The 21348-nt window shown below is 34.9% G+C and carries 21 protein-coding genes; 19 read left to right on the forward strand and 2 right to left on the reverse strand.

The window, feature by feature from the left end; translation table 11 throughout:
• The first annotated feature begins 284 nt into the window (after positions 1-284).
• The 3 genes from CPHY_RS06575 to CPHY_RS06585 all read left to right on the forward strand — a co-directional run bounded on the left by CPHY_RS06575 (position 285) and on the right by CPHY_RS06585 (position 4368).
• Positions 285-1622, forward strand: a complete 1338-nt coding sequence (locus CPHY_RS06575) for an MATE family efflux transporter (protein WP_012199284.1) — start codon at positions 285-287, stop codon at positions 1620-1622.
• A gap of 157 nt (positions 1623-1779) precedes the next feature.
• On the forward strand, positions 1780-2958 hold the full coding sequence (locus CPHY_RS20675; RefSeq protein WP_012199285.1) for a bifunctional metallophosphatase/5'-nucleotidase: 1179 nt from the start codon (positions 1780-1782) through the stop codon (positions 2956-2958).
• A 336-nt stretch (positions 2959-3294) separates the two neighbouring features.
• On the forward strand, positions 3295-4368 hold the full coding sequence (locus CPHY_RS06585; RefSeq protein WP_012199286.1) for an SGNH/GDSL hydrolase family protein: 1074 nt from the start codon (positions 3295-3297) through the stop codon (positions 4366-4368).
• Positions 4369-4474: 106 nt separating this feature from the next.
• On the opposite strand, the gene CPHY_RS06590 is transcribed toward CPHY_RS06585, so the two are convergent.
• Entirely contained in the window at positions 4475-4999 is a 525-nt protein-coding gene (locus tag CPHY_RS06590) for a peptidylprolyl isomerase (RefSeq protein WP_012199287.1), read from the reverse strand.
• A gap of 433 nt (positions 5000-5432) precedes the next feature.
• Here CPHY_RS06590 and CPHY_RS06595 point away from each other — a divergent pair, with 433 nt between their 5' ends.
• From CPHY_RS06595 to CPHY_RS06650, 12 genes are all read left to right on the forward strand, one after another.
• The gene (locus CPHY_RS06595) at positions 5433-6686 is read left to right on the forward strand and encodes an L-cysteine desulfidase family protein (RefSeq protein WP_012199288.1); all 1254 of its coding nucleotides are present in this window, start codon (positions 5433-5435) and stop codon (positions 6684-6686) included.
• A gap of 47 nt (positions 6687-6733) precedes the next feature.
• Positions 6734-7894 carry an ABC transporter substrate-binding protein gene (locus tag CPHY_RS06600; protein ID WP_012199289.1) on the forward strand — a complete coding sequence of 387 codons (1161 nt, stop codon included), beginning with the start codon at positions 6734-6736 and terminating at the stop codon, positions 7892-7894.
• Positions 7895-7980: 86 nt separating this feature from the next.
• Complete coding sequence (locus tag CPHY_RS06605) at positions 7981-8856, forward strand: branched-chain amino acid ABC transporter permease (RefSeq protein WP_012199290.1); 876 nt, start codon at positions 7981-7983, stop codon at positions 8854-8856.
• 4 nt (positions 8857-8860) lie between these two features.
• A complete protein-coding gene (locus CPHY_RS06610) occupies positions 8861-9934 on the forward strand; it encodes a branched-chain amino acid ABC transporter permease (RefSeq protein WP_012199291.1) in 1074 nt (357 codons plus the stop codon).
• A gap of 23 nt (positions 9935-9957) precedes the next feature.
• Positions 9958-10728 (forward strand): ABC transporter ATP-binding protein, encoded by a 771-nt coding sequence (locus CPHY_RS06615; RefSeq protein ID WP_012199292.1) that lies wholly within the window; start codon positions 9958-9960, stop codon positions 10726-10728.
• Positions 10721-11428 (forward strand): ABC transporter ATP-binding protein, encoded by a 708-nt coding sequence (locus tag CPHY_RS06620; protein WP_012199293.1) that lies wholly within the window; start codon positions 10721-10723, stop codon positions 11426-11428. The genes CPHY_RS06615 and CPHY_RS06620 overlap by 8 nt, the downstream gene beginning before the upstream one ends.
• A 27-nt stretch (positions 11429-11455) precedes the next feature.
• Positions 11456-12442, forward strand: a complete 987-nt coding sequence (gene dhaK, locus CPHY_RS06625; RefSeq protein WP_041703301.1) for a dihydroxyacetone kinase subunit DhaK — start codon at positions 11456-11458, stop codon at positions 12440-12442.
• Between the two features lie 12 nt (positions 12443-12454).
• A complete protein-coding gene (gene dhaL, locus CPHY_RS06630) occupies positions 12455-13102 on the forward strand; it encodes a dihydroxyacetone kinase subunit DhaL (protein WP_012199295.1) in 648 nt (215 codons plus the stop codon).
• 79 nt (positions 13103-13181) lie between these two features.
• A complete protein-coding gene (locus tag CPHY_RS06635) occupies positions 13182-13667 on the forward strand; it encodes an L-2-amino-thiazoline-4-carboxylic acid hydrolase (RefSeq protein WP_012199296.1) in 486 nt (161 codons plus the stop codon).
• 205 nt (positions 13668-13872) lie between these two features.
• A complete protein-coding gene (locus CPHY_RS06640) occupies positions 13873-15564 on the forward strand; it encodes a sigma 54-interacting transcriptional regulator (protein WP_012199297.1) in 1692 nt (563 codons plus the stop codon).
• Positions 15565-15905: 341 nt separating this feature from the next.
• Positions 15906-16568: a hypothetical protein gene (locus CPHY_RS06645; protein ID WP_012199298.1), complete on the forward strand. Its 663-nt coding sequence runs from the start codon at positions 15906-15908 to the stop codon at positions 16566-16568.
• 213 nt (positions 16569-16781) lie between these two features.
• Positions 16782-17171, forward strand: a complete 390-nt coding sequence (locus tag CPHY_RS06650) for a hypothetical protein (protein ID WP_012199299.1) — start codon at positions 16782-16784, stop codon at positions 17169-17171.
• Between the two features lie 169 nt (positions 17172-17340).
• On the opposite strand, the gene CPHY_RS06655 is transcribed toward CPHY_RS06650, so the two are convergent.
• Positions 17341-17994: a hypothetical protein gene (locus CPHY_RS06655; RefSeq protein ID WP_012199300.1), complete on the reverse strand. Its 654-nt coding sequence runs from the start codon at positions 17992-17994 to the stop codon at positions 17341-17343.
• A 278-nt stretch (positions 17995-18272) separates the two neighbouring features.
• On the opposite strand from CPHY_RS06655, the gene CPHY_RS06660 reads away from it, so the two are divergent.
• From CPHY_RS06660 to CPHY_RS06675, 4 genes are all read left to right on the forward strand, one after another.
• Positions 18273-19079 carry a hypothetical protein gene (locus CPHY_RS06660; protein ID WP_012199301.1) on the forward strand — a complete coding sequence of 269 codons (807 nt, stop codon included), beginning with the start codon at positions 18273-18275 and terminating at the stop codon, positions 19077-19079.
• Between the two features lie 162 nt (positions 19080-19241).
• Positions 19242-19559: a PadR family transcriptional regulator gene (locus CPHY_RS06665; RefSeq protein ID WP_012199302.1), complete on the forward strand. Its 318-nt coding sequence runs from the start codon at positions 19242-19244 to the stop codon at positions 19557-19559.
• Positions 19560-20465 carry a DUF1700 domain-containing protein gene (locus tag CPHY_RS06670; protein WP_012199303.1) on the forward strand — a complete coding sequence of 302 codons (906 nt, stop codon included), beginning with the start codon at positions 19560-19562 and terminating at the stop codon, positions 20463-20465.
• Positions 20462-21328 carry a DUF4097 family beta strand repeat-containing protein gene (locus tag CPHY_RS06675; protein WP_012199304.1) on the forward strand — a complete coding sequence of 289 codons (867 nt, stop codon included), beginning with the start codon at positions 20462-20464 and terminating at the stop codon, positions 21326-21328. The genes CPHY_RS06670 and CPHY_RS06675 overlap by 4 nt, the downstream gene beginning before the upstream one ends.
• Positions 21329-21348: the final 20 nt, after the last annotated feature.

Below are 21348 nucleotides of genomic sequence, written 5' to 3' on the forward strand. Positions count from 1 at the left end.
TTTTGAACGAACGCAATACATAAATACAAGGGAATAATAGATACAGTGCATAGTTCTTTTTTATTCATAGCAAGATTTAGAATAAGGAAAAGTTCGTGAAGGTTCTTATTCCTGTTCATAGCAAGAAAAAGTTAGCGGAGCGTACTTTTTCTTGTATAGTATTTACAAAAGTAATACAGACATACAATAATTTTTAGTGTTTCTACTATTGTATATTTGTAAAAGATACTTCATAATAATTCAGTGTTAGTAATTTTCGGAAGAGAAAGCGGAGAGGTTTAGCCATGTTTACTAAAAAAAATCTTATCAAGTTATTGGTTCCACTTGTTATTGAACAGCTGCTTGCAGTAACGGTTGGTATGGCAGATACCATAATGATTGCAAAAAGGGGAGAGGAGGCTGTTTCAGGAATCTCTGCGGTGGATGCAATCTGTGTGCTTTTAATAGGACTGTTCTCAGCCTTAGCAACGGGTGGTGCTGTCGTGGCGGCACAGTTTATTGGGCAAAAAAACAGAGAGAAAGCCAATGAGGCTGCTAACCAGTTAGTGCTATCTGTAGCATTTTTATCGGTTATTTTAATGGTTATTTCTTTGATTGGAAATGAAGCAATTTTACATCTGATTTATGGTAAATTAAGTCCACTGACGATGCAAAATGCGAAAACATATTTTTATATTGTAGCAGTATCATTCCCATTTATTGCGATATATAATGCAGGAGCTGCATTGTTTCGTGCAATGGGGAATTCTAAGATATCTATGATGACATCCCTTTGGATGAATATCATTAATATAGTAGGAAATTCTATCCTCATCTTTGGATTTGGTATGGGAGTAGCAGGAGCAGCTATCTCAACCTTATTATCACGTATGATTGCTGCTATTATAGTTATTTATCGTTTACGGAATCAAGAAAATGCCATATGTATCGAATATAATTTTCGCTTAGGCTACCAACCGGAGATGATTCGGCGAATCCTAAAAATTGGTATTCCAAATGGTTTAGAGAACAGTATTTTTCAGTTTGGTAAGCTTTTGGTAGGCAGTTTGATTGCCACGTATGGTGAGGTTGGAATGACAGCGAATGCTATTGGTAACTCTGTAGCATCGTTTAATTGCATCCCAGGTAGTGCGATTGGATTAGCAATGATTACTGTAGTTGGCCAATGTGTAGGAGCAGGAAAGCTTGATGAAGCAAAGAAGTACACATGGAAGCTTTTAAAATATGCAAGTATTTCAATGTTAGTGCTCAATATCATCGTATTGTTAAGTATCAACCCAATTGTAAATTTATTTGAGGCTCAAGCAGCTACAAAAGAGCTTGCAACGAAGTTACTTATTTATCATTGTATCTGTTGTATTATCATTTGGCCTTCTGCATTTACTCTTCCTAATGCATTAAGAGCTGCAAATGATGTGAAGTATACGATGTTTACTTCCATTTCGTCGATGTGGATTTTCCGCGTTGGTTTTAGTTTTGTATTAGCTCAAACTTTTGGTCTTGGTGTGTTCGGTGTTTGGGTAGCGATGACGATCGACTGGGTATTCCGTGCAATCTTATTCCTTAGTCGTATGATTAGTGGCGGATGGAAAAAACATGCACGAATGGAGCATGCGCGTTAACTAAGTAAAAAAGCATGTTTTAGTGAATAGATACGTGATTAAGTAAATAAATACGTGAATCATAAAATAACTTGAAGGTTCTTTAAATTATAGGATAAGTTAACTAATTTAATCACATAATACCATGGAAATATGTGATGTTAGGAGTGTTATCGGAGTGAAAAAAAGAGCCATAATATTAGTAATCGTAGCTTTTCAGGTATTTTTATGTTCTCATACGAAAGCATATGCTGGTGGGGATGCATTTCGTCTGGAAGATTTAGCGGGGAAAACGGTAATTTTGCATACGAATGATACTCATGGGAGAGTTCAGTTAGGGAAGGATAATAGTGTAGGGTTAACAACGTTAGCTGCTTTAAAGGATGCCTGTATTGCAGCAGGAGCAGAAGTTCTATTGTTTGATGCGGGGGATACCTTTCGTGGTACTACTCTAGCGACTTATAATGAAGGAGAGACGATTGGAAAGTTAATGAATGCTCTTGGTTATGATGCAATGGTGACTGGCAACCATGACTATGAGTATGGAACAAATCGTCTTGTAGATTTAGCAAACAAATTAAATTTTCCTGTTTTGGGTTCAAATGTGATTGACCTGACAACCAATCATTTATTATTTGGAGAACATGTTCTCATTGAGAAAAATGGTGTTACTTATGGAATTTTCGGACTTAGTACGCAAGCAACCATGACGCTCAATGATGCACGTAAGGTAGAACATATTACAATCATGAGCCCGGTTGATTCTGCACGTATGGAGGTTGGTTATTTAAAGAGCGCTGGAGCGGATGTAATTATTGCTCTTGGGCATCTTGGTATAAACGATAAGAGTCGCTTAAATAGTATCGATGTATTATCCAAGGTGGATGGTATTGACTTATTTATCGATGGACACAGTCATAGTACCCTCTTTGAATGTGAGAGTGTCAATCCTCGAAAGAGTACCTTACTTGTAAGTTCAGATCAGTATTTGAATGCTATTGGCGTTGTAGTTGTTGATAAGAATATGAAAATGAAGGCGTACAGTCTGACACAATCGATGCTAGATGACTTAAATGTTCTTACCAAAGAATCGGATGATTTAGAAATCGATGAGAAAAAGGCTCCTTATACGAAAGCAGTAAATGAGATATTACAAAATGCAATAAAGGAATGTAGTCAGGGACTTAGCATGAGAATCGGTTCGAACAATGTTCGGATGTCAGCAATTCCTAATGATAACATATCAATATTAGCAGAAAATACCGCAGTAGAGACGTCCGTTACCACAATGGTTGGTTATCAAGAAAAGGAGCAGCAGCTTACGAGATTTCGTTTGATATTTTCTATAAAGAGGTAGTTCCTTCGTTTACTTTTATAATTCACTTTGATATTATATTAAAAAAGATTAGTACAAGAAAGATTAGTACAAGAAAGATTAGTACAAGAAAGATTAGTACAAGAAAGATTAGTACAAGAAAGATTAGTACAAGAAGATTAGTACAAAAAAGATTAGTACAAGAAAGATTAGTACAAGAAGATTAGTACAAGAAAGATTATTACAAGTAAAATTAATACAAGTGAATTTAGTACAGATAAGGTTAATTTAAAAAGTACGGAATCAGGGATTTGTTAAGCTATAGAAAAGTGGCGAAGTCACTATAACAAATCCCTGTCATTAAGAGGAGGAAATGTTATGCTACAGAGGAGTGAATGGAGTGGAGATTATGGCGACGTAAAGCCAATCGGAAGAACTTATTCTAAGGATGGAATTCGATGGCTTGCTTTATCAGGAAGTGGAATCGAGTTTATCTGCGAGACTGAATTGGTTGAAATCGCAATTGTTTCCGATAGTTCTGTTCATGGACAGAATGGCACCGATTATGCAAGATTTGCGATGTATATCAATGAAGAACTTGTTTTTTGCGATACTTTAAGAGAAGAACAAAAAACAGTTAAAATCTTTGAAAGCATAGAGAAACAGGAGATTACGGTCCGTATTTTAAAGATATCGGAAGCGCCTCATTCCATGATTGGAATAGAAAAAATTATATTACATAGTGATATACCACCTAAGAAAACCGAGGATTTGGCACACAAAATCGAATTTATAGGAGATTCCATCACTTGTGGATATGGTGTTGATGCAGAAAGTGAATTAATACATTTTACAACAGCTACTGAAGATGTGACCAAAGCATATGCTTATCTGACTTCAAAAGCATTAAATAGTGATTATAGTATGGTATCGTATAGTGGTTATGGTATTGTAAGCGGATATACAGAGAATGATAAAAAGGATACGATTCAGATTGTACCAAAATACTATCAAAGTGTAGCCAGATGTTTTGGTACATTTAAAGACCTGCCGTTATTAGAGAATATTCCATGGGATTTTTCTAAGTATATCCCAGAACTTATAGTTATTAACCTTGGTACGAATGATAATACTTATTGTAAGGATAAAACAAAACGTCACGAAGAATATCGAGACGAATATGTGAAATTTCTAAAGGTAGTGAGAGAAAAGAATATGGATGCAACTATATTATGTGCGTTAGGACTGATGGGTGCTAATCTATATCCAATGGTAGAAGAAGCAGTAGCCCTCTATCAAAGTGAAACGAAAGATGATAACATAGTTACCTTTCAGCTAACAGAGCAGGATAAGGCTGATGGCTATGGAGCAGATTGGCATCCAAGTAAAGTAGCACATCAAAAAGCTGCTAAGCAGTTGACAGAAGAGATTAAAAAGATTATGGGTTGGTAATCATTTAGGTATTATGGCATCAGTTATAAAACTTAGTGTAGTGAATAAAAAAATCAGTCATAGAATTTATCCATGACTGATTTTTTTCTAATTAGAGAAACATAAATTATAGCTTTTCTGGCTCGTCGTATTCAACACCAAAAGTTTCAACTGTAACTTTCTTTAATTTCTGCTCTTCCAAAGGACGATCATTGTAATCAACCTTTGTCTCAGCAATCTTGTTCACAATATCCATACCTTCTGTTACTTTACCAAAAGCTGCGTATGCACCATCAAGGTGTGGGGAATTTTTATGCATGATAAAGAACTGAGATCCTGCGGAGTTTGGACGCATGGAACGTGCCATGGATAAAACGCCTTCGGAATGCTTAAGATCATTGATAAATCCATTTTGTGCGAACTCACCGCGGATAGAATAGCCAGGACCACCCATACCGCTTCCTTCTGGACAACCACCCTGAATCATGAAGCCTTTAATTACACGATGGAAGATAAGGCCATCATAATAACCTTTCTTAATTAAAGATACAAAATTGTTTACGGATATTGGTGCGATTTCAGGATAAAGTTCAGCCTTAATCACATCACCGTTTTCCATTTCAAATGTAACAATAGGATTTTTTTCTGCCATGATATTCTCCTTTTAATTTCTTATCAAAGTTCTTCGCTATTATATCATATCTGAGTCGATTCCTCAACCATATAGTTACAGGGTTACCAAGGCTTTCACCTCTATACATAGCAATCCTCAAGTTATGTATATGTAAGAATTGAGAGTTAAAGCATTTCATGAATGTTCCAGTCATTCATGATGAGACATGTCAAGAATATAATGTATCAAAATGATACAAACACATCGTAAAAGTGCACTAATCGTACACTGAAAATTATCGAATAGGTAAATATATATAAATATATTAAACAAAAAAACTATAAATAGGTCAAATTGCACAAATTTATATTGAAATCCATTCTGTTTTAGTATATTATTAGTGTATCAAGTTGGTACAGTGATAACTGAATAAAACAATTAGACAGAAAAGATAAGGAAAAGGTGAGAACACATGTACAAAAAAATGATTGATATTCTAAAAGCCGAACTTGTTCCTGCTTTAGGGTGTACAGAACCGATAGCAATAGCACTTGCCTCAGCAAAAGCCAGAGAGGTGCTTGGTGAGATGCCAGACGAACTTACTGTGGAATGCAGTTCTAATATAATCAAAAATGCCAAGAGTGTAGTCGTCCCTATGACAAAAAACCTAAAAGGCATTGAAGCAGCTGCTATCGTTGGTTTGATTGGCGGTGATGCAAACAAAAAACTGGAAGTGCTAACTACGGTAACAGAAGAGGATTTAGAAGAAACGAAACGTCTTTTAGCAACTGGATTTTGTCAAACAAAATTTCTTCAAACGACAGAGAAATTGCATATTATAGTACGTATGAAAAAAGGGGAGAACTCCTCTTTGGTTGAATTAGTAAAAACACATACAGGGATAGCTCGCATTGAAAAAGATGGCGTTGTTACCTTTGAAGAAGAAATTGAAGACTGCGATGATAGTACTGTGGATTACAGTGTCTTAAGTGTAGCGAGTATCTTAGACTTTGCTAATCAGGTAGATATAGAAGAAGTAAGACCAATCTTAGAAAGACAAATCGAATATAACACAAAGATTGCAAAAGAAGGTCTTCGTAATACATATGGTGTCAATGTTGGCTCAACATTATTGGATGTTTACGGTGATGATGTAAAAATCAGAGCAAAGGCGATGCCGGCAGCAGGATCAGATGCAAGAATGAATGGATGTGAACTTCCTGTAATCATCAATTCAGGTAGTGGTAATCAGGGAATGACAGTATCTCTTCCAGTCATTGAATTTGGAAAGATGTTAGATGTAGAGGATGAAAAAATTCTAAGGGCCCTTATAATCAGTAATCTGATTGCAATATACCAAAAATCTGAAATTGGAAGATTATCAGCTTATTGTGGGGCGGTAAGCGCAGCTGCAGGAGCAGGTGCAGGAATTACCTATCTATACGGTGGAAACGAAGAACAAATTAACCAGACTATCATCAATACGCTAGCAAATGTATCAGGAATAGTTTGTGATGGGGCAAAGTCCTCCTGTGCAGCTAAGATTGCGTCTGCAGTAGATGCAGCAATTGTTGCTACAATGATAAGTCTAAAGGGGAAAGGCTTTCTATCTGGCGATGGTATTGTAAAGGATACGATTCAAAAGACGATTGACGGAGTGGTAACTTTAGCAAAGGAGGGAATGCAGGAGACGGACGAAGTAATAGTAAAAATAATGTTAAACTAAGAAGCACAAAGAAAACTAAAATGAAATGTTAGAAAGGGACGAGGTATATGAGAAAATTAAAAAGAGTATTTGGGTTGATTTCATTAGTGGCTATTGTAGTTTCAAGTATGACGGGGTGTGGAAACAAAGGAAAAACAACATCGGGGGATAGTTCTAGTGCAGAAACCATCAAAATAGCTGTAGCAGGACCAATGACTGGCGATAATGCAGAATATGGTATAGGATTTACCAATGCAGCAAAGATGATGGCAGATGAATGGAATAAAAAAGGCGGAGTATTAGGAAAACAGATTAAAATCGTACAGTACGATGATAAAAATTCCTCAGAAGAAGCAGCAACCATTGCTCAAAAGATCGTCAGTGAGGGTGATATTGCAGGTGTTATCGGACATTTCTCTTCTGGTGTATGTTTAACAGCAGCACCAATTTATCAAGAGAATAAATTGGTTGAGATCTCTCCTTCCGCATCTCATCCAGACTATAGTTTAGTGGGTGATTACATATTTAGAAATAATACGGTTATCAGCGCCGAGGCAGCAGCAAGTATTGATATCGCAGTGAATGACCTTGGAAAGAAGAAAATTGGTATTATTTCTATTAAGACAGACTGGGGAACAAACACGTCAAAGATTATCAAAGAGTTAGTTGAAAAACTTGGTATAGATGGTGTTTCTATCGTAGCACATGAAGAAGTAGTAGAAGGGTCTGATGACTATAGCCCAGCAATCACAAAATTAAATCAGGCAGGAGCCGATGTAGTAATCTGCGCTGGTATGTACAATCTTGTAGCTCCTGTTGCAAAGCAATATAAGCAGATTAATCCTGATATTAAGGTAGTTGGTTTCTCTAATTCATATAGCCAACAATTAATCGAACTTGGCGGCTTAGCAATAGAAGGTGTATGTTTCCCAGTTATCTTCTTCTCTGAATCTAAGGATGAAAAGATAAAAAACTATGTTAGTGCTTTTGAAAAAGAATTTGGTAACAAACCAAGTGCTTTAACTTCACAAGCTTATGACTCCGTTGGTATGTTATTATCTGCAATTGAAAAAGCAGGTTCCACAGATAAAGAAGCTGTTCGAAATGCATTAGCAGAGGTAGATTATGAAGGTGTAACAGGTCAGACGAAGTTTGATGAAAATGGTAATGTAAATAAGCAATTTGTTAAAGTAACAATTCAAGGTGGAAAATTTGTAAAGATGAACTAGGCTAGATAGACAAGAAAGGGGGGCTGGCAAAAAGGAATAGTTTGTTATATACCTATGGTTTTGCTAAGCCCCATAAAGGTGAATAAATGATTGGACAACAGATATTTAATGGCCTAACGCTTGGAATGTGTTATGCACTGCTCGCAGTTGGTTATTCCTTAGTATTTGGCATATTGCGTCTGGTAAACTTTTCTCACGGTTCCATATATGCCTTTGGTGCTCACACGGCTCTTTTGCTTGTCAGTATGAATTTAGGAATAGTTCCAGCAGTTTTACTTAGTTTGGTATTCACCGGATTATTAGGCGTATTAATTGATAAAACTGCGCTCGAACCTTTGCGTAAAAAGAATTCAATTCCAATAGCGTCCCTTATCACAACAATTGGTATTTCTAATATAATTCAGAATTTATTAACTGTTTTTTTTGGTAGTGAGAAAAAAGCTTTCCCAGCACTTTTTAATTTCGGTGTTATTTCTATCGGAAATATTCAAATTACATGGACACAGATTTGCATCTGCATCGTATCCTTAGGACTGATGTTACTTCTTGTTCTTGTAGTAAAGAAGACTAAGATTGGGCTTGCGATGCGTGGCTGTGAGCAAAATCCAAAAGCAGCTAATCTTATGGGTGTTAATGTTAATTTTGTAATTTCATTTACTTTCTTTCTCGGTGGAGTTTCTGCAGCGATAGCAGGGGCCTTAATCAGTGGGTATTACCAGATTGTATATCCTAACATGGGATATATGGCAGGATTAAAAGCGTTTGCAGCAGCAGTACTTGGTGGTATCGGTAGCATTCCGGGAGCATTAGTTGGTGGTTTGTTAGTAGGTGTATCTGAGAGTATGGCAGCAACTTTCCTTGGTTCTACCTATAGAGACTGTATGGCGTTTGTTATTTTAATTATTGTGCTAATTGTAAGACCTAACGGCTTATTTGGCAAGAAAGGTATAACAAAGGTATAAGGGCATGAATGGAAAAGAACGCAAAGAAAACAAAAGTCAGTCAGTAAAGAAAAATTTTGTTTATTACATAGAATATAATGTGAATCTTTATAAAGTTCCGCTTGCTATCCTTTGTGGAGTATTACTCTTAGTGTTTCCAAAGATAATCTCGGACCGTTATATTTTAACGATTTCTGTAAAAATTGGTATCTATATCATGTTGGCGCTAGGCCTTAATATCTTGGTTGGATACACAGGATTAGTATCCTTAGGACATGCAGGTTTCGTAGCAATTGGAGCCTATACAGCATCACTTTTGGCAACCAAATTAGGATTTGGATTTTTCCTATCCATCCTCGTTGGTATGGTAGTAGCAGCATTAGCGGGACTTTTGCTTGGATTACCAACGTTACGATTATCAGGAACGTATCTTTCCATTGTAACACTGGGGTTTGGTGAAATTGTTAAAACCATTGCAATGAACTGGGATTCAGTAACGAATGGTACTCTTGGTGTTAAGAATATCCCTAGTCCCAAGCTTTTCGGGATTAAGTTAACCATTGCAAATCACGGACTTTATTATTTAATGTTAGCAATGCTACTCATCGTTACAGTATTTTGCTATTTAGTTTATAAATCACGTACTGGTAGAGCATTCTTAGCAATCAAAACGGATGAAATGGCCGGTACTATGATGGGGATTAACGTTACCTATTATAAGGTATTAGCATTTGTGTTATCCGCTGTGATTAGTGCTGTAGCAGGTGCTTTATATGCAACATTAATTGGATATATTGATCCGAATACATTTACATTTGATGTTTCAACCTTAATTTTAAGTATTGTGATCTTAGGTGGTATGGGGACGATACGAGGCATGTTTGTAGGTGCTTTGATATTAATCTCTTTTCCTGAAGTATCAAGATCTTTAATGGATTACCGTTTCGTAGTATATGGACTTATTTTGATTCTTATGATGAGGTTCCGCCCACAAGGTCTACTAGGCTGGCGATCGCAGATTCCATATAGATTATCTAAGAATGTAAAGAAGCAGCTAGAAATAGATGCGAATCAATATCAGGAAAGTAGCAGTCTATAGGTGGAAGGAGGGAAGAAAACATTATGGCTTATTTACAAGTGAATGGCATTACAAAGAGATTTGGAGGTATTGTCGCCGTTGATAAGGTCAGCTTTGAAGTTAACGAAGGAGAAATTGTTAGTATTATCGGACCAAATGGTGCTGGAAAAACAACAATATTCAATATGTTAACTGGTGTCTATACCATAGATGAGGGTGAGATTATATTCGATGGCTGCGCAATCCATAATCATAAACCTCAGGAAGTTGTGAAAGCTGGTATTTCGAGAACTTTCCAAAACATCCGCTTATTCCAGGACCTTCGAGTAGTTGAGAATGTATTAGTTGGCACTCACATTAAGACAAAATATAGTTTTCTTGATTCTGTGTTACGTACGAGAAGATTTCGTGGAGAGGAAGATGAGAAAGTACTGACTGCAATTCGAATTCTTAAGTCCATAGGGCTAGATGATCGCAGGGATGATTATGCGCAGAATCTTCCTTACGGAGACCAAAGAAAATTAGAAATCGCAAGAGCAATAGCAACTGGAGCGAAGGTACTTTTGTTAGACGAACCGGCAGCAGGTATGAATCCACAAGAATCTGCGGAACTTCTTCAGTTTATCAGAAGCTTGCAAAAACAGGGTTATACCATTATTTTAATTGAGCATGATATGAGCGTAGTTATGAATATATCGGACCGTATTTATGTTATTGACCACGGAAAACCAATTGCACATGGTTTACCAAAGGAAATTGCTAATAATGAAAAGGTAATTGAAGCTTACTTAGGAGGTGTTAGTACCGGTGCTTAAAGTAGAAAAGTTACATACCTATTATGGAAATATACACGCTCTTAAGGGGATAGACCTTGAGGTAAACAAGGGAGAAATCGTTTCTCTGATTGGTAGTAACGGTGCTGGAAAGTCAACCTTACTAAGCACTATTACAGGCATCGCAAAGGCACAAAGCGGTACCATTACCTTTAAGGGAAATAACATAACTAATACAGCTCCTTATCATATTACAAAAACGGGAATTAGTATCTCTCCAGAAGGACGTGAAGTATTCCCAAGTTTAACGGTAGAAGAGAACTTGAGACTTGGAGCTTACATTGTAAATGATAAGAAAAAGATAGCAGAAGGTTATGAACGTGTCTATGAGCTATTTCCAAGGCTGAAGGAAAGATATAAACAAAGTGCAGGTACAATGTCTGGTGGTGAGCAGCAGATGTTAGCGATTGGACGTGCTTTAATGAGTAATCCAGAATTGCTTTTATTGGATGAGCCATCTTTAGGACTTGCACCCAACATCGTATTACAGATCTTTGACTTAATAAAATCAATCAACTCACAAGGGGTTACTACCCTATTGATTGAACAAAATGCCAATATGGCACTTAGTGTATCAAATCGTGCTTATGTACTTGAAAATGGTGTGGTATCCATGTCAGGCGATGCCAAAGAAATCGCAGCAGATCCTAGAGTAAGAAAAGCATATTTGGGTCATGCATAACACGAAAGGAAAGGAATGGAGGTAAATATGAAAAAGATTATTAATGAACCAACGAAGGTTGTGTCAGAACTTCTCAAAGGCATGGAGCTAGCACATCCTGAGTTAGTTTATACAGAAAAACTAGAAGTAATTGCAAGAAGAGAAAAGTGCAACAAAGTTGCAGTAATATCAGGTGGTGGTGCAGGACATGAGCCGGCTCATGCAGGATATGTAGGAAAAGGTATGTTAGATGCTGCTATCTCTGGTAATGTATTTTCCTCGCCAAGTCCAGACAGGATTATAGAAGGTATTAAGCAGACAGATGCAGGTAAAGGCGTTTTGATGGTAATCAAGAATTATTCTGGTGATATTATGAACTTCGGACTTGCTAAGGATTTGGCAGAGCTTGAGGACATCGAGGTAGAAAGTGTTGTTGTAAGAGATGATGTCGCTGTTCCGGACAGTACTTATTCCACAGGACGCAGAGGTATAGCAGGGACTGTATTTGTTCATAAGATTGCAGGAGCAAAAGCGGAGAGTGGCGCTGATTTGCAGGAAGTAAAAGCAGCTGCTGAGAAAGCAATCGCAAATATCAGGAGTATGGGAATGGCAATGACTCCTTGTATCTTGCCAGCAGTAGGAAAGCCTGGATTTGTACTTGAAGAAAATGAAATAGAAATCGGTATGGGAATTCACGGAGAACCAGGTGTGGAGCGTACAACTGTAAAGACTGCAAAGGAAGTAGCGAAGATTTTATTAGATAAGATTTTAGTGGATTATGACTTCTCTAACAGCGAAGTGGCTTTATTAGTAAATGGTCTTGGCGGCACACCACTTATGGAGTTATATATTCTCAATAAAGAAGTACAAGAATTATTAGCAGAACAGAATATCAAGGTATATAAGACATTGGTTGGGAACTACATGACAGCACTTGATATGAGCGGATGTTCTATCACTTTAATGAAACTAGATGATGAGCTTAAGGAATTACTGGATGCACCTTGTAATACTCCTGGTCTTACGATTAATTAAGAGGTGAATGCGATGGGATTTCAATTAACAAGTAAAGATTATGCTGATTATATTAGAAAAACCTATGAATTAATTTATTCTAAGGGTGATTATATTACTGCTTTAGACAGCGCAACTGGAGATGGAGATCACTGGACCAATATCAATATGGGCTTTGAAAAATTAGTTGAAGTTGCTGAAGAGTTAGAGCAAAAGAGCGTATTTGAGGAGTTTATGCAGATTGGAACAATTATGATGTCAGTAATCGGTGGTTCTTCCGGTGTACTTTATGGAAGTGCTTATCTGGCTGCGGCTAAGGTATTGAAGGAAAAAGAGTCGATTGGTAATGAAGAATTATGTCAGGTGTTAGATGCAATGTTACAGGCAATTATATCCAGAGGTAATGCACAGAAGGGCTGGAAGACAATGATTGATTGTTTGGCCCCTGCAGTAGAATGTTATCAGGCTTGTATCGCACAGGGACTTGATGAAAAAGTGACAGCAGATCAAGTAAAACAAGCTGCAATTGATGGTGCTGAGAGCACCAGGGATATGGAAGCAGTGAGAGGCAGAGCTACCTATCAGGCAAATAAAGGCGTTGGACATCTTGACCCAGGAGCAGTAACCATGTCTTATCAGATTGCAACTTTAATGGATTTTGTGAAAGAACATTGTGAATAATAGGCTATTAATCTAGGTGATTAAAAATATAAATAGCAAAATTAAAAAAAATACAAAATAAGAAAAGGAGTACATAATTATGATTAAGAATGAAGCAAGTGACAGAGGACAACATATTAAGGATTTACGTGATGCAATTGAACATAGAGCAACATGGTTCTATTACTTAGTGCAAGAAGCGAAAAAAAGAGGTTTAGATTATGATTTTGCAAGTGATGCAATTACTGCCTGTGGTTGTTTTCATGGCGATAGCAAATACACAAAGACAGATGACTTAAAAGCATTTGCACCTGAGTTTGTCAGCGACAATGTATGTAATATCTTTGAGATGGATACAGAAGTTACGGACGATGAATTTAACATTACATTCCACTATTGTCCATTAGTAGCTGCATGGAAGAAATTAACGGATGACGAAGAGGAAATTGCAAAGTTATGTGATATTGCAATGGATGGTGATAGAGGTATTTGTAGCACATTTCCCGATTTCGAGTTTGAGTTAGGGAAAACGATTGCTAAGGGAGATCCAATCTGTGAGGTTTGTTTCCGTAAGAAACAGAAATAAGTTGAGAGGGGTAACTGCGGGAGACTACTTTTGCAGTTCCCCTTTCTTTTGTAAAGAGATACATTAAGGGTTAAACCGAAAAATCGTTGAACAATATCAGTATATTAAAGAAGTACATAAAATTTTATTAGTTAATTATAGAAGTAAGACTCTGCTTGATTTGTCTTTTATAATATGAAATAATAAAATTTGGGAGGTGTAAATAATGTGGTTGGAAACAATTCTTGGATCAATCAAAGAATTTGTGGTTAGATTTTCTGATATTATCTCAAATACTGTTGATTCCGATGTAATTATCGCGGATAATAACCTAAAAATAGTAGGAAGTAAATTTCGATACTTTACTCTATATAATGAAATAGAAGTAGGATCTTTAATATCTGAGGTAATTTCAAAAAAAGAAAAAGTTATAGTAAAGGATAAGGGTGATATTAAATCCTGTAGGCAATGTGAACAATTTCAAGATTGTAAGATGATAGGATTTGTAGGGGTACCAATTTATTATAAGGACTGTGTGGTAGGGGCTATTGCTTTGTTATTACCACAGCACCGGGTAGAGTCTTTGTTTCAGACAATTGATACATCAATAGAGTTTTTAGAAAACATGGCAGAGCTTTTATCTGGTAAGATCGAGTACTATAATCAAAACCAATCTCTTAGCCAAATTATTGTTGAACGTGAAGCAATGATGGATTTACTATCAGACGCTGTTGTATTTACGGATTATTATGGTAATATCCAGCACTGTAATAGCAGATTTAAGAAGCTTTTTACATCGGGTAAAAACGTAAACGGTAAACAGTTACAAGAATTATTGCCACATGCTATCTTTGAAGAATATTTTAGTGAGTACAATGAGTTAAAAAATATAAGAGTATACATATCTTGCGGATCGTATTCGTTCTATGGATTTGTATCTAGTAAACAAGTAATAGTAAATGGAAAAGAATATGGAATCATGTTTGTGTTTGAAACGATGAATCAGGTTCAGAAAAATGTTCAGTTATCAGAGAAAGGTTCTATGGTAACATTAAAATGGGCAGAATGGATTTATCCACGTGATATTATACAAAAATCAAAAGCCTTGGCTGTGACAGGAAAGACAATTTTAATTAGCAGCAAGAATAGAAATCTAAGTGAATTACTTACAAAAGGAATTACCAATTTCTCAGAACGAAGCCTAAACGGTCTTAAAATCCTATTTTGTGATAATATGTACCGAGATTTATTAAATGTTTTTTTATTTGATGAGTTTGGTGAATTAAGAGATGCTAATAATGGGACAATGTTAATCCACGATGTAGAGAACTTACCACTCTATGTTCAGGAACGACTTTTGTATTTTATAAAAACTGGTAATATTAAGTTAAATAACAATACAAGTGTCAAATCTGATGTTCGACTCATCTTTTCTTCCACAGGTGATTTAAGAGAACTCGCCAAGAAGGGGCTGTTTTTAGAAGAGTTATACTATCATATTTCAGAAAATGAAATCATAGTTCCAAATCTGCAAGACGATATGACATTATTTCAACTTTTGGTCAACTCAGGGTTAAGTTATTACGGTAAAATATATCAAAACAATAATGTTTCCTTGGATAAGGAAGTGCTTGAATACCTCTTTCGTTCTAACTTTAAGGAGAATCTCAATCAGTTGGAATCAGTTTTGGAGTCCATTGTAAGAAAGAATGAGAATGAAGTTACGTTAAACGACATCAATGATATGGGGCTTTACATAGAAACAAATCAGAATGATATATCTTTAAGTACTTTTGAAATGGAGAAGATATCAGAATTGTTGAAAACGGGATGTAGTAAATCAGAAATTGCCAGACGCCTTGGAATAGGAAGAGCAACTCTTTATCGAAAGCTTGTAGAATATGGATTATCTGATTAGATAAGATTAGGAAACTTAGATAAATTTAGGAGCCAACGGAAGAATTAATATATGCACTTAATTGTTTCAAATTATAAAAGATGCTTTTGTAAGATAGGTGAGTAATCATCTGTTAAGCAAAAGCTTTTTTATTTTAAAACGCATCAAAAAAAGACATTGCACAAAGTAAAAGTTTTGTTTACAATATGGTAAAAAGAGTAATGTATGATAATGTCGATTTTATAAGTTCCGTCGAATTCTTATTAAATTATTCACCGGAATAAGGTTTGACAGTTGGAAGCATTCTTTAAGAAAGTTTAGCATTTAACATTAGAGGAACCTAAATGAAGGAGGAATAAGAAGTGAATGTAGAAGAATATAAAAAACTTGTTGAAGCCAAGAAAAATAATGGAGAAAACATAGGAGCAGCACATAACGAATTTAACAGAGTATGGGCAAAAGATAGAAAGGGTAAGATGCCATATATGCTTAAGGTATTTTTATTTTCCTTTCTTTATGTAATTGCGATAATGATTTTAATGTTTGTTTTTGACGCAATTTCAGAAGAATATAGTCTATTGTTATTGCTACTTACAGTTATCGCGTCCATCCCTATATTCGTTATATTTATTAAGAAAAATATGAGTAATTTTACTACTTATATTTTATACGATGGCGACTTACATCGCTTGTTATATACGAAGCGAAATCTATCGATAACGTCAGATGTATTACCAATTCAATTACTTGGTGCTGCTTTAGCAATGTCCGGAGCGAATAAAGCGGTAAATAATGCTGCCAATGCGGGAGTAAATATCGAGAAAACAATCAATGAGATGAGCAATGATCCCAATACATGGCGTATTGATAGGATAAAGGAGCTTAAAGTACATAAACATGGATTTAAAGCAAAGGTATTAGTTACAGTGGTCATGACGAATAAAACAAAATCTAAGAAGATAAGTGTAATGGATGATTATATTGATTATCCTTTATTATTAGATACTGTTAAAAATTTAAAGTGAACATCTACATATTTTGATTAAAGATATTTTAAAAGAATACGAAAAGGCCAGGTGATTATGTTGCTTGGTCTTTTTTATATTATAAAATATAATTTATAAGGTCATGCTAGTTTTAATTTTAACGATTTTTTAACATATTAAATATATAAAATTAGGAGACAAAAATGAAAAACTATTATATAATGTAAATTGTTTTGGAAAGGAATATGGAAAATGGATAAGATTGACATACTAAGATCATTAAAAGATATGTTTGATAATGATTCAGAAAAAGAAGAAAAGTACAGTATTGAAACAAAACAAATAGATAAAGCCAATTACTTATCGTTAGTTGCAAACGATAGGAGGACATTTATCCAAACACATCCAGATTATGAAACTTTTTTAAATCTTCTAAGATTTCATAATACGAAAGCCTCGAATTATGTAGCTAATAAATTAAATGAAAATAAGACAAAGTTTTTTGTTGAGTTTACTGATACTGAAAAAGAAAAATTTTTAGATGACACTAGAGATTTATATCGAAGATTAGTTAATGCAAATTCAATGAATGTAGTAATAATTGAAGATATGATAGTTGAATGGGTAAATAATCTATTTTAAATTACTTATTAAGACGAAGTTACTGGAGTACTAGATTCTAATGTTAGTGATAGATAATTACATATAAGGATAATAAGATGACTGCTCCCTTGAAGCAGTCATCTTGTTAAGTTATTCTATTAAATTTCTAAATTTTTCTATGTATTTAAGACAGACATTTCCTTTTTTATTATTGGTTCAACCTTTCCGCTTCCTCTTCAGTATTATATAAAGCAAGCCTTAGCAATACCGCATAATCAATGTTTTTCAATAGATCCTCTTGCTCTGCTATTGATTCGCATTGTATGTCTTTTATACCGTTTACACTTAAATAAAAAAATCTTGCTGCCAATATATATTCTTTTCCTGATTCAAGTTTCATTTTATCTTTTTGGCTGTCACCTATGACACTTTGTGACCTGAAATCAAACGTTGTATTATCAGGAAATTGAAAATAACGAGGATTTAATAAAGTTCTAAGACCTTGAGCATCAGTCATTAAATTCCATTCAACACCTTCCCATGCTGAATAATCATTTTTTATAGTGTTTGAATTGATATACAAACCATAAGTTTCTGATGTTCCTCCATATGATATAGTATAAGAATTAGTTTTTTCACCCTTGATCCATTCTTCTAGATAAAGAGCTTGTCCTCCAATGTCATTACCGAACTCAAAATTCAATTCAGCAAACATATCCCCTGAAAAACTAGCAATAACTTTCTCACGCTCTGTTAACCCTATATTCATTACTGTATTCTTGTTTTTACTTGAGCATCCAATCATCGAAGTACTTAAAAGTGCTAATATGATTAGTACAAACTTATAAAATCGCTTATTCATATAACATCTCATCCTCACTCTAATTAATATTTACTTAGTTTCTACAATTAATCTCTAATCAACACAAAAAATCTACAGTTGTCAAATACTATACTTACTATAAATTGTAACTCATAACCATTTTTAAGGCAACCATGTTTAACATATATTACCACAAAGTAATTATTAATATATTATAATGAGGTTAAAGAATATAAAAGGGTTCGAGGTTTAAGTAGATTATTATAACACTAATGTTTTAAACATTATTCTATACAGGGAGGAAGAGGTAAAAAATTATGAAATATATGACATTTAATTCATCATGTTCTTTTGCAGGATTAGCTAATATGCTGTCATTATATGATGTAGATACCGATGATAAGACAATAGCAAGAAAGATGAGACTACCGTTTTTATTTAGTAAAATAGAGGATAGTTACATCGCTGGGCCAATGTTGCAAGAAGCAAAATGGTTCAATTTATTTTTGAAACCAATCGGGTTTCAGATGTCAGAAAAGGAAGTTGAAGTAGAACAGTTATGTTCTTATCTTTCTAACATAAAATGTGCTATGTTAGGAATTTACATAAAACCAATGATTAAACATGCTGTCATATATACTAGAAAATTAAATGATAAGTACTGTTTCCTAAATAATAAATGGGAGAATTCTGATGAAGAGGAAACTATCATGATGACAGAAGAGGAATTGTTTGAAAGGCTAGATCTAACAACAACGGTGGCTACATTGAGTAGAGTTGAACCAGAAGTCGTAGATATCAAATCATCCATGAAAAATTCAATATCAGTTCTAAATAGTCTACAAAATGATATAAATACATTCTGCAATATAACAAGAAATCCTGAAGAATTAAGAGTAGCCATGAATTTCTTATTTAGACCAATATTACTGGATGGAATAACAATGCTAGAATTAATAAATCAAGATGAAATCTGTAATAAATTAAAATATGTTCAAAAAGAGTTACTTGGTGCTATTAAGGGAACAGAGTCAATTTTATTGAGTAAAAAACTATCTCTACCTATATTAAACAATGCTATAGACGATTATGTTAATTTGATAAAAAAGAATTTAAACTTATGAAAGGATTTTTATTTAAATAAATATTAGAGAAAAATTAGAAATTGATTAACCATATTGACAGTACAATATTATACGGTGTATAGTATTGTCATCGGAATAATATTATAATTAAAAAAGGGAAGAATAAAGAATAATATGATAATAGTAAAAGGAGTTGATATCATGGTTTTTAATACAGGATCCGCACTGTTGGACGCAATTGTGCTGGCTGCGGTTTCTAAGGAACCGGAAGGAACTTATGGATATAAAATAACACAGGATGTAAGGGAAGCAATTGAAATTTCGGAATCTACGCTATACCCGGTACTTCGTAGATTACAAAAAGATGATTGTTTAGAAGTGTATGATATGGAAATTGCGGGAAGAAATCGAAGGTATTATAAAGTAACACCACAAGGACGGATACAGCTTCAGCTGTATTGCTCAGAGTGGAAAAACTATTCCGCAAAGATTAGTAAAATTTTTGAGGGGGTGGCGTAGTTGAACCGAGTTGAATTTTTAAAAGAGTTGGAGGAGTTGCTTCAAGATATTCCAACGGAGGAAAGAATGGAAGCACTCGCGTTCTATGATAGTTATTTTGAAGAAGCAGGGGAGTTGAATGAACCGATAATATTGAGGGAATTAGGTTCGCCAGCAAAGGTTGCAAAAAGTATTAAAATAGACCTTGGTACTATAAAAGAAGAAGAGTCGGGTGAGTATACCGAAAGAGGTTACCAAGATAGCGTTCAAAGTAAAGACAGTATTATGAAATTGAATGAAGTTTCAAATTCAGGATTTGCTAATGGTGATGAGCAGCAAGATTATATAAAGAGCGGGCAAAATACTTCCTATCAGAATCAAGGAAATCAAAATCAGTCCGCTTACAATGGGAATCAAAATGCTGGGTATCAGTATCAAAATGGTAATTATCAAAATCAAAATGCTGACTACCAGTACCGAAATGGAAACTACCAGAATCAAAACGCATCTTATCAAAACCAGAGCATGTATAATCAGAATGGTAGCTATCAAAATCATAGACCTGTTGTCAAAAAGACTGGTATTAATGTGTTTGCTTTAATTTTATTATGTATCTTTGGGTTTCCAATTATAATCCCTCTGATGATAGCTTGCTTCGCAACTGTTTTCGCTTTGGTTGTTGGATTTGGTGGAGCAGGTATCGGATGTATTGTAGCAGGTATTGCGCTATTTGTAACGGGAGTAGCACAAGTATTTGTAATTCCAATGTTAGGAGCTTTATCGGTCGGGGGTGGATTACTATGTTTTGGCATCGGCTTGTTGTTATTTCTAGTAGCTTGCTATTGTGCTAAGATGTTTCCGGTATTGATTCGTGGCCTTTTTGGTCTGTTAAAAGCGCCATTTGGGGGAAGGAGTGTAGTAGCATGAAATCAACAGGAAGAATCGTATTAGGTATAGCCTGCGCTTCCATAGGAATTGGTATAGCCATCCTACTTTTGGGAACATTATTTAGCGGAGGCAGTGTTAGGAATCAGCACAACACATTTTCCTACCAAGATGAAGTAAAAGATGTTACCTCAATTAATCTAGATATTGATTTTGCTAAAGTTCGTATTTTGGAAGGAGATACCTTCCATGTTGATGTAAAAAATACTACGGAAGACGGGCTTCATAGTGAAGTAAGAAATGGTGTTTGGTATCTAGAAGATAAGTTTGATGACCGCTATTCGATGAATTTTTTTGGACTTAGGCTACCTGTTAACTTTAATGGTTTCAGTTTTCGAAGTGAAGTGGATTTGTATCCTACCATTACAATCACATTACCAGAAGGCTTTAAAGCAGATGAATTTAACATTGAATTTGGTGCAGGAGAATTATTAACTGATAATATCGATGCAGAATCCGTGAATATTTCCTTAGGTGCTGGTGATATGACAATAAAAAAACTTACGGTAGAGAAAGATTCTAGATTTTCAGTAGGTGCAGGTTCCATGAAAATAAATCGCTTAACAGCAAAAGATGTAACATTGAAAAGTGGTGTTGGTGAAATCTCCGTTAATGGTGAAATCTACGGTGACAGCGATGTAGACTGTGGTGTGGGTGAAATAAACCTTAATTTAGAAGGCGATGAAAAGGATTATAATTATATAGTTGACTGTGGTATTGGAAGTGTTAAAATAAATAATAGGAATTGGGACTTTACAGCCCATGAAAGTATTTATAACGATAATACCAAAGGAACATTTAAACTTAAATGTGGTATTGGTTCTATTACTCTTAAAATTCGTTAATTCGTTTTTTTATATAAGAG

This window comes from Lachnoclostridium phytofermentans ISDg (assembly GCF_000018685.1).
GTDB classification, from domain to species: Bacteria; Bacillota; Clostridia; order Lachnospirales; family Lachnospiraceae; genus Lachnoclostridium; species Lachnoclostridium phytofermentans.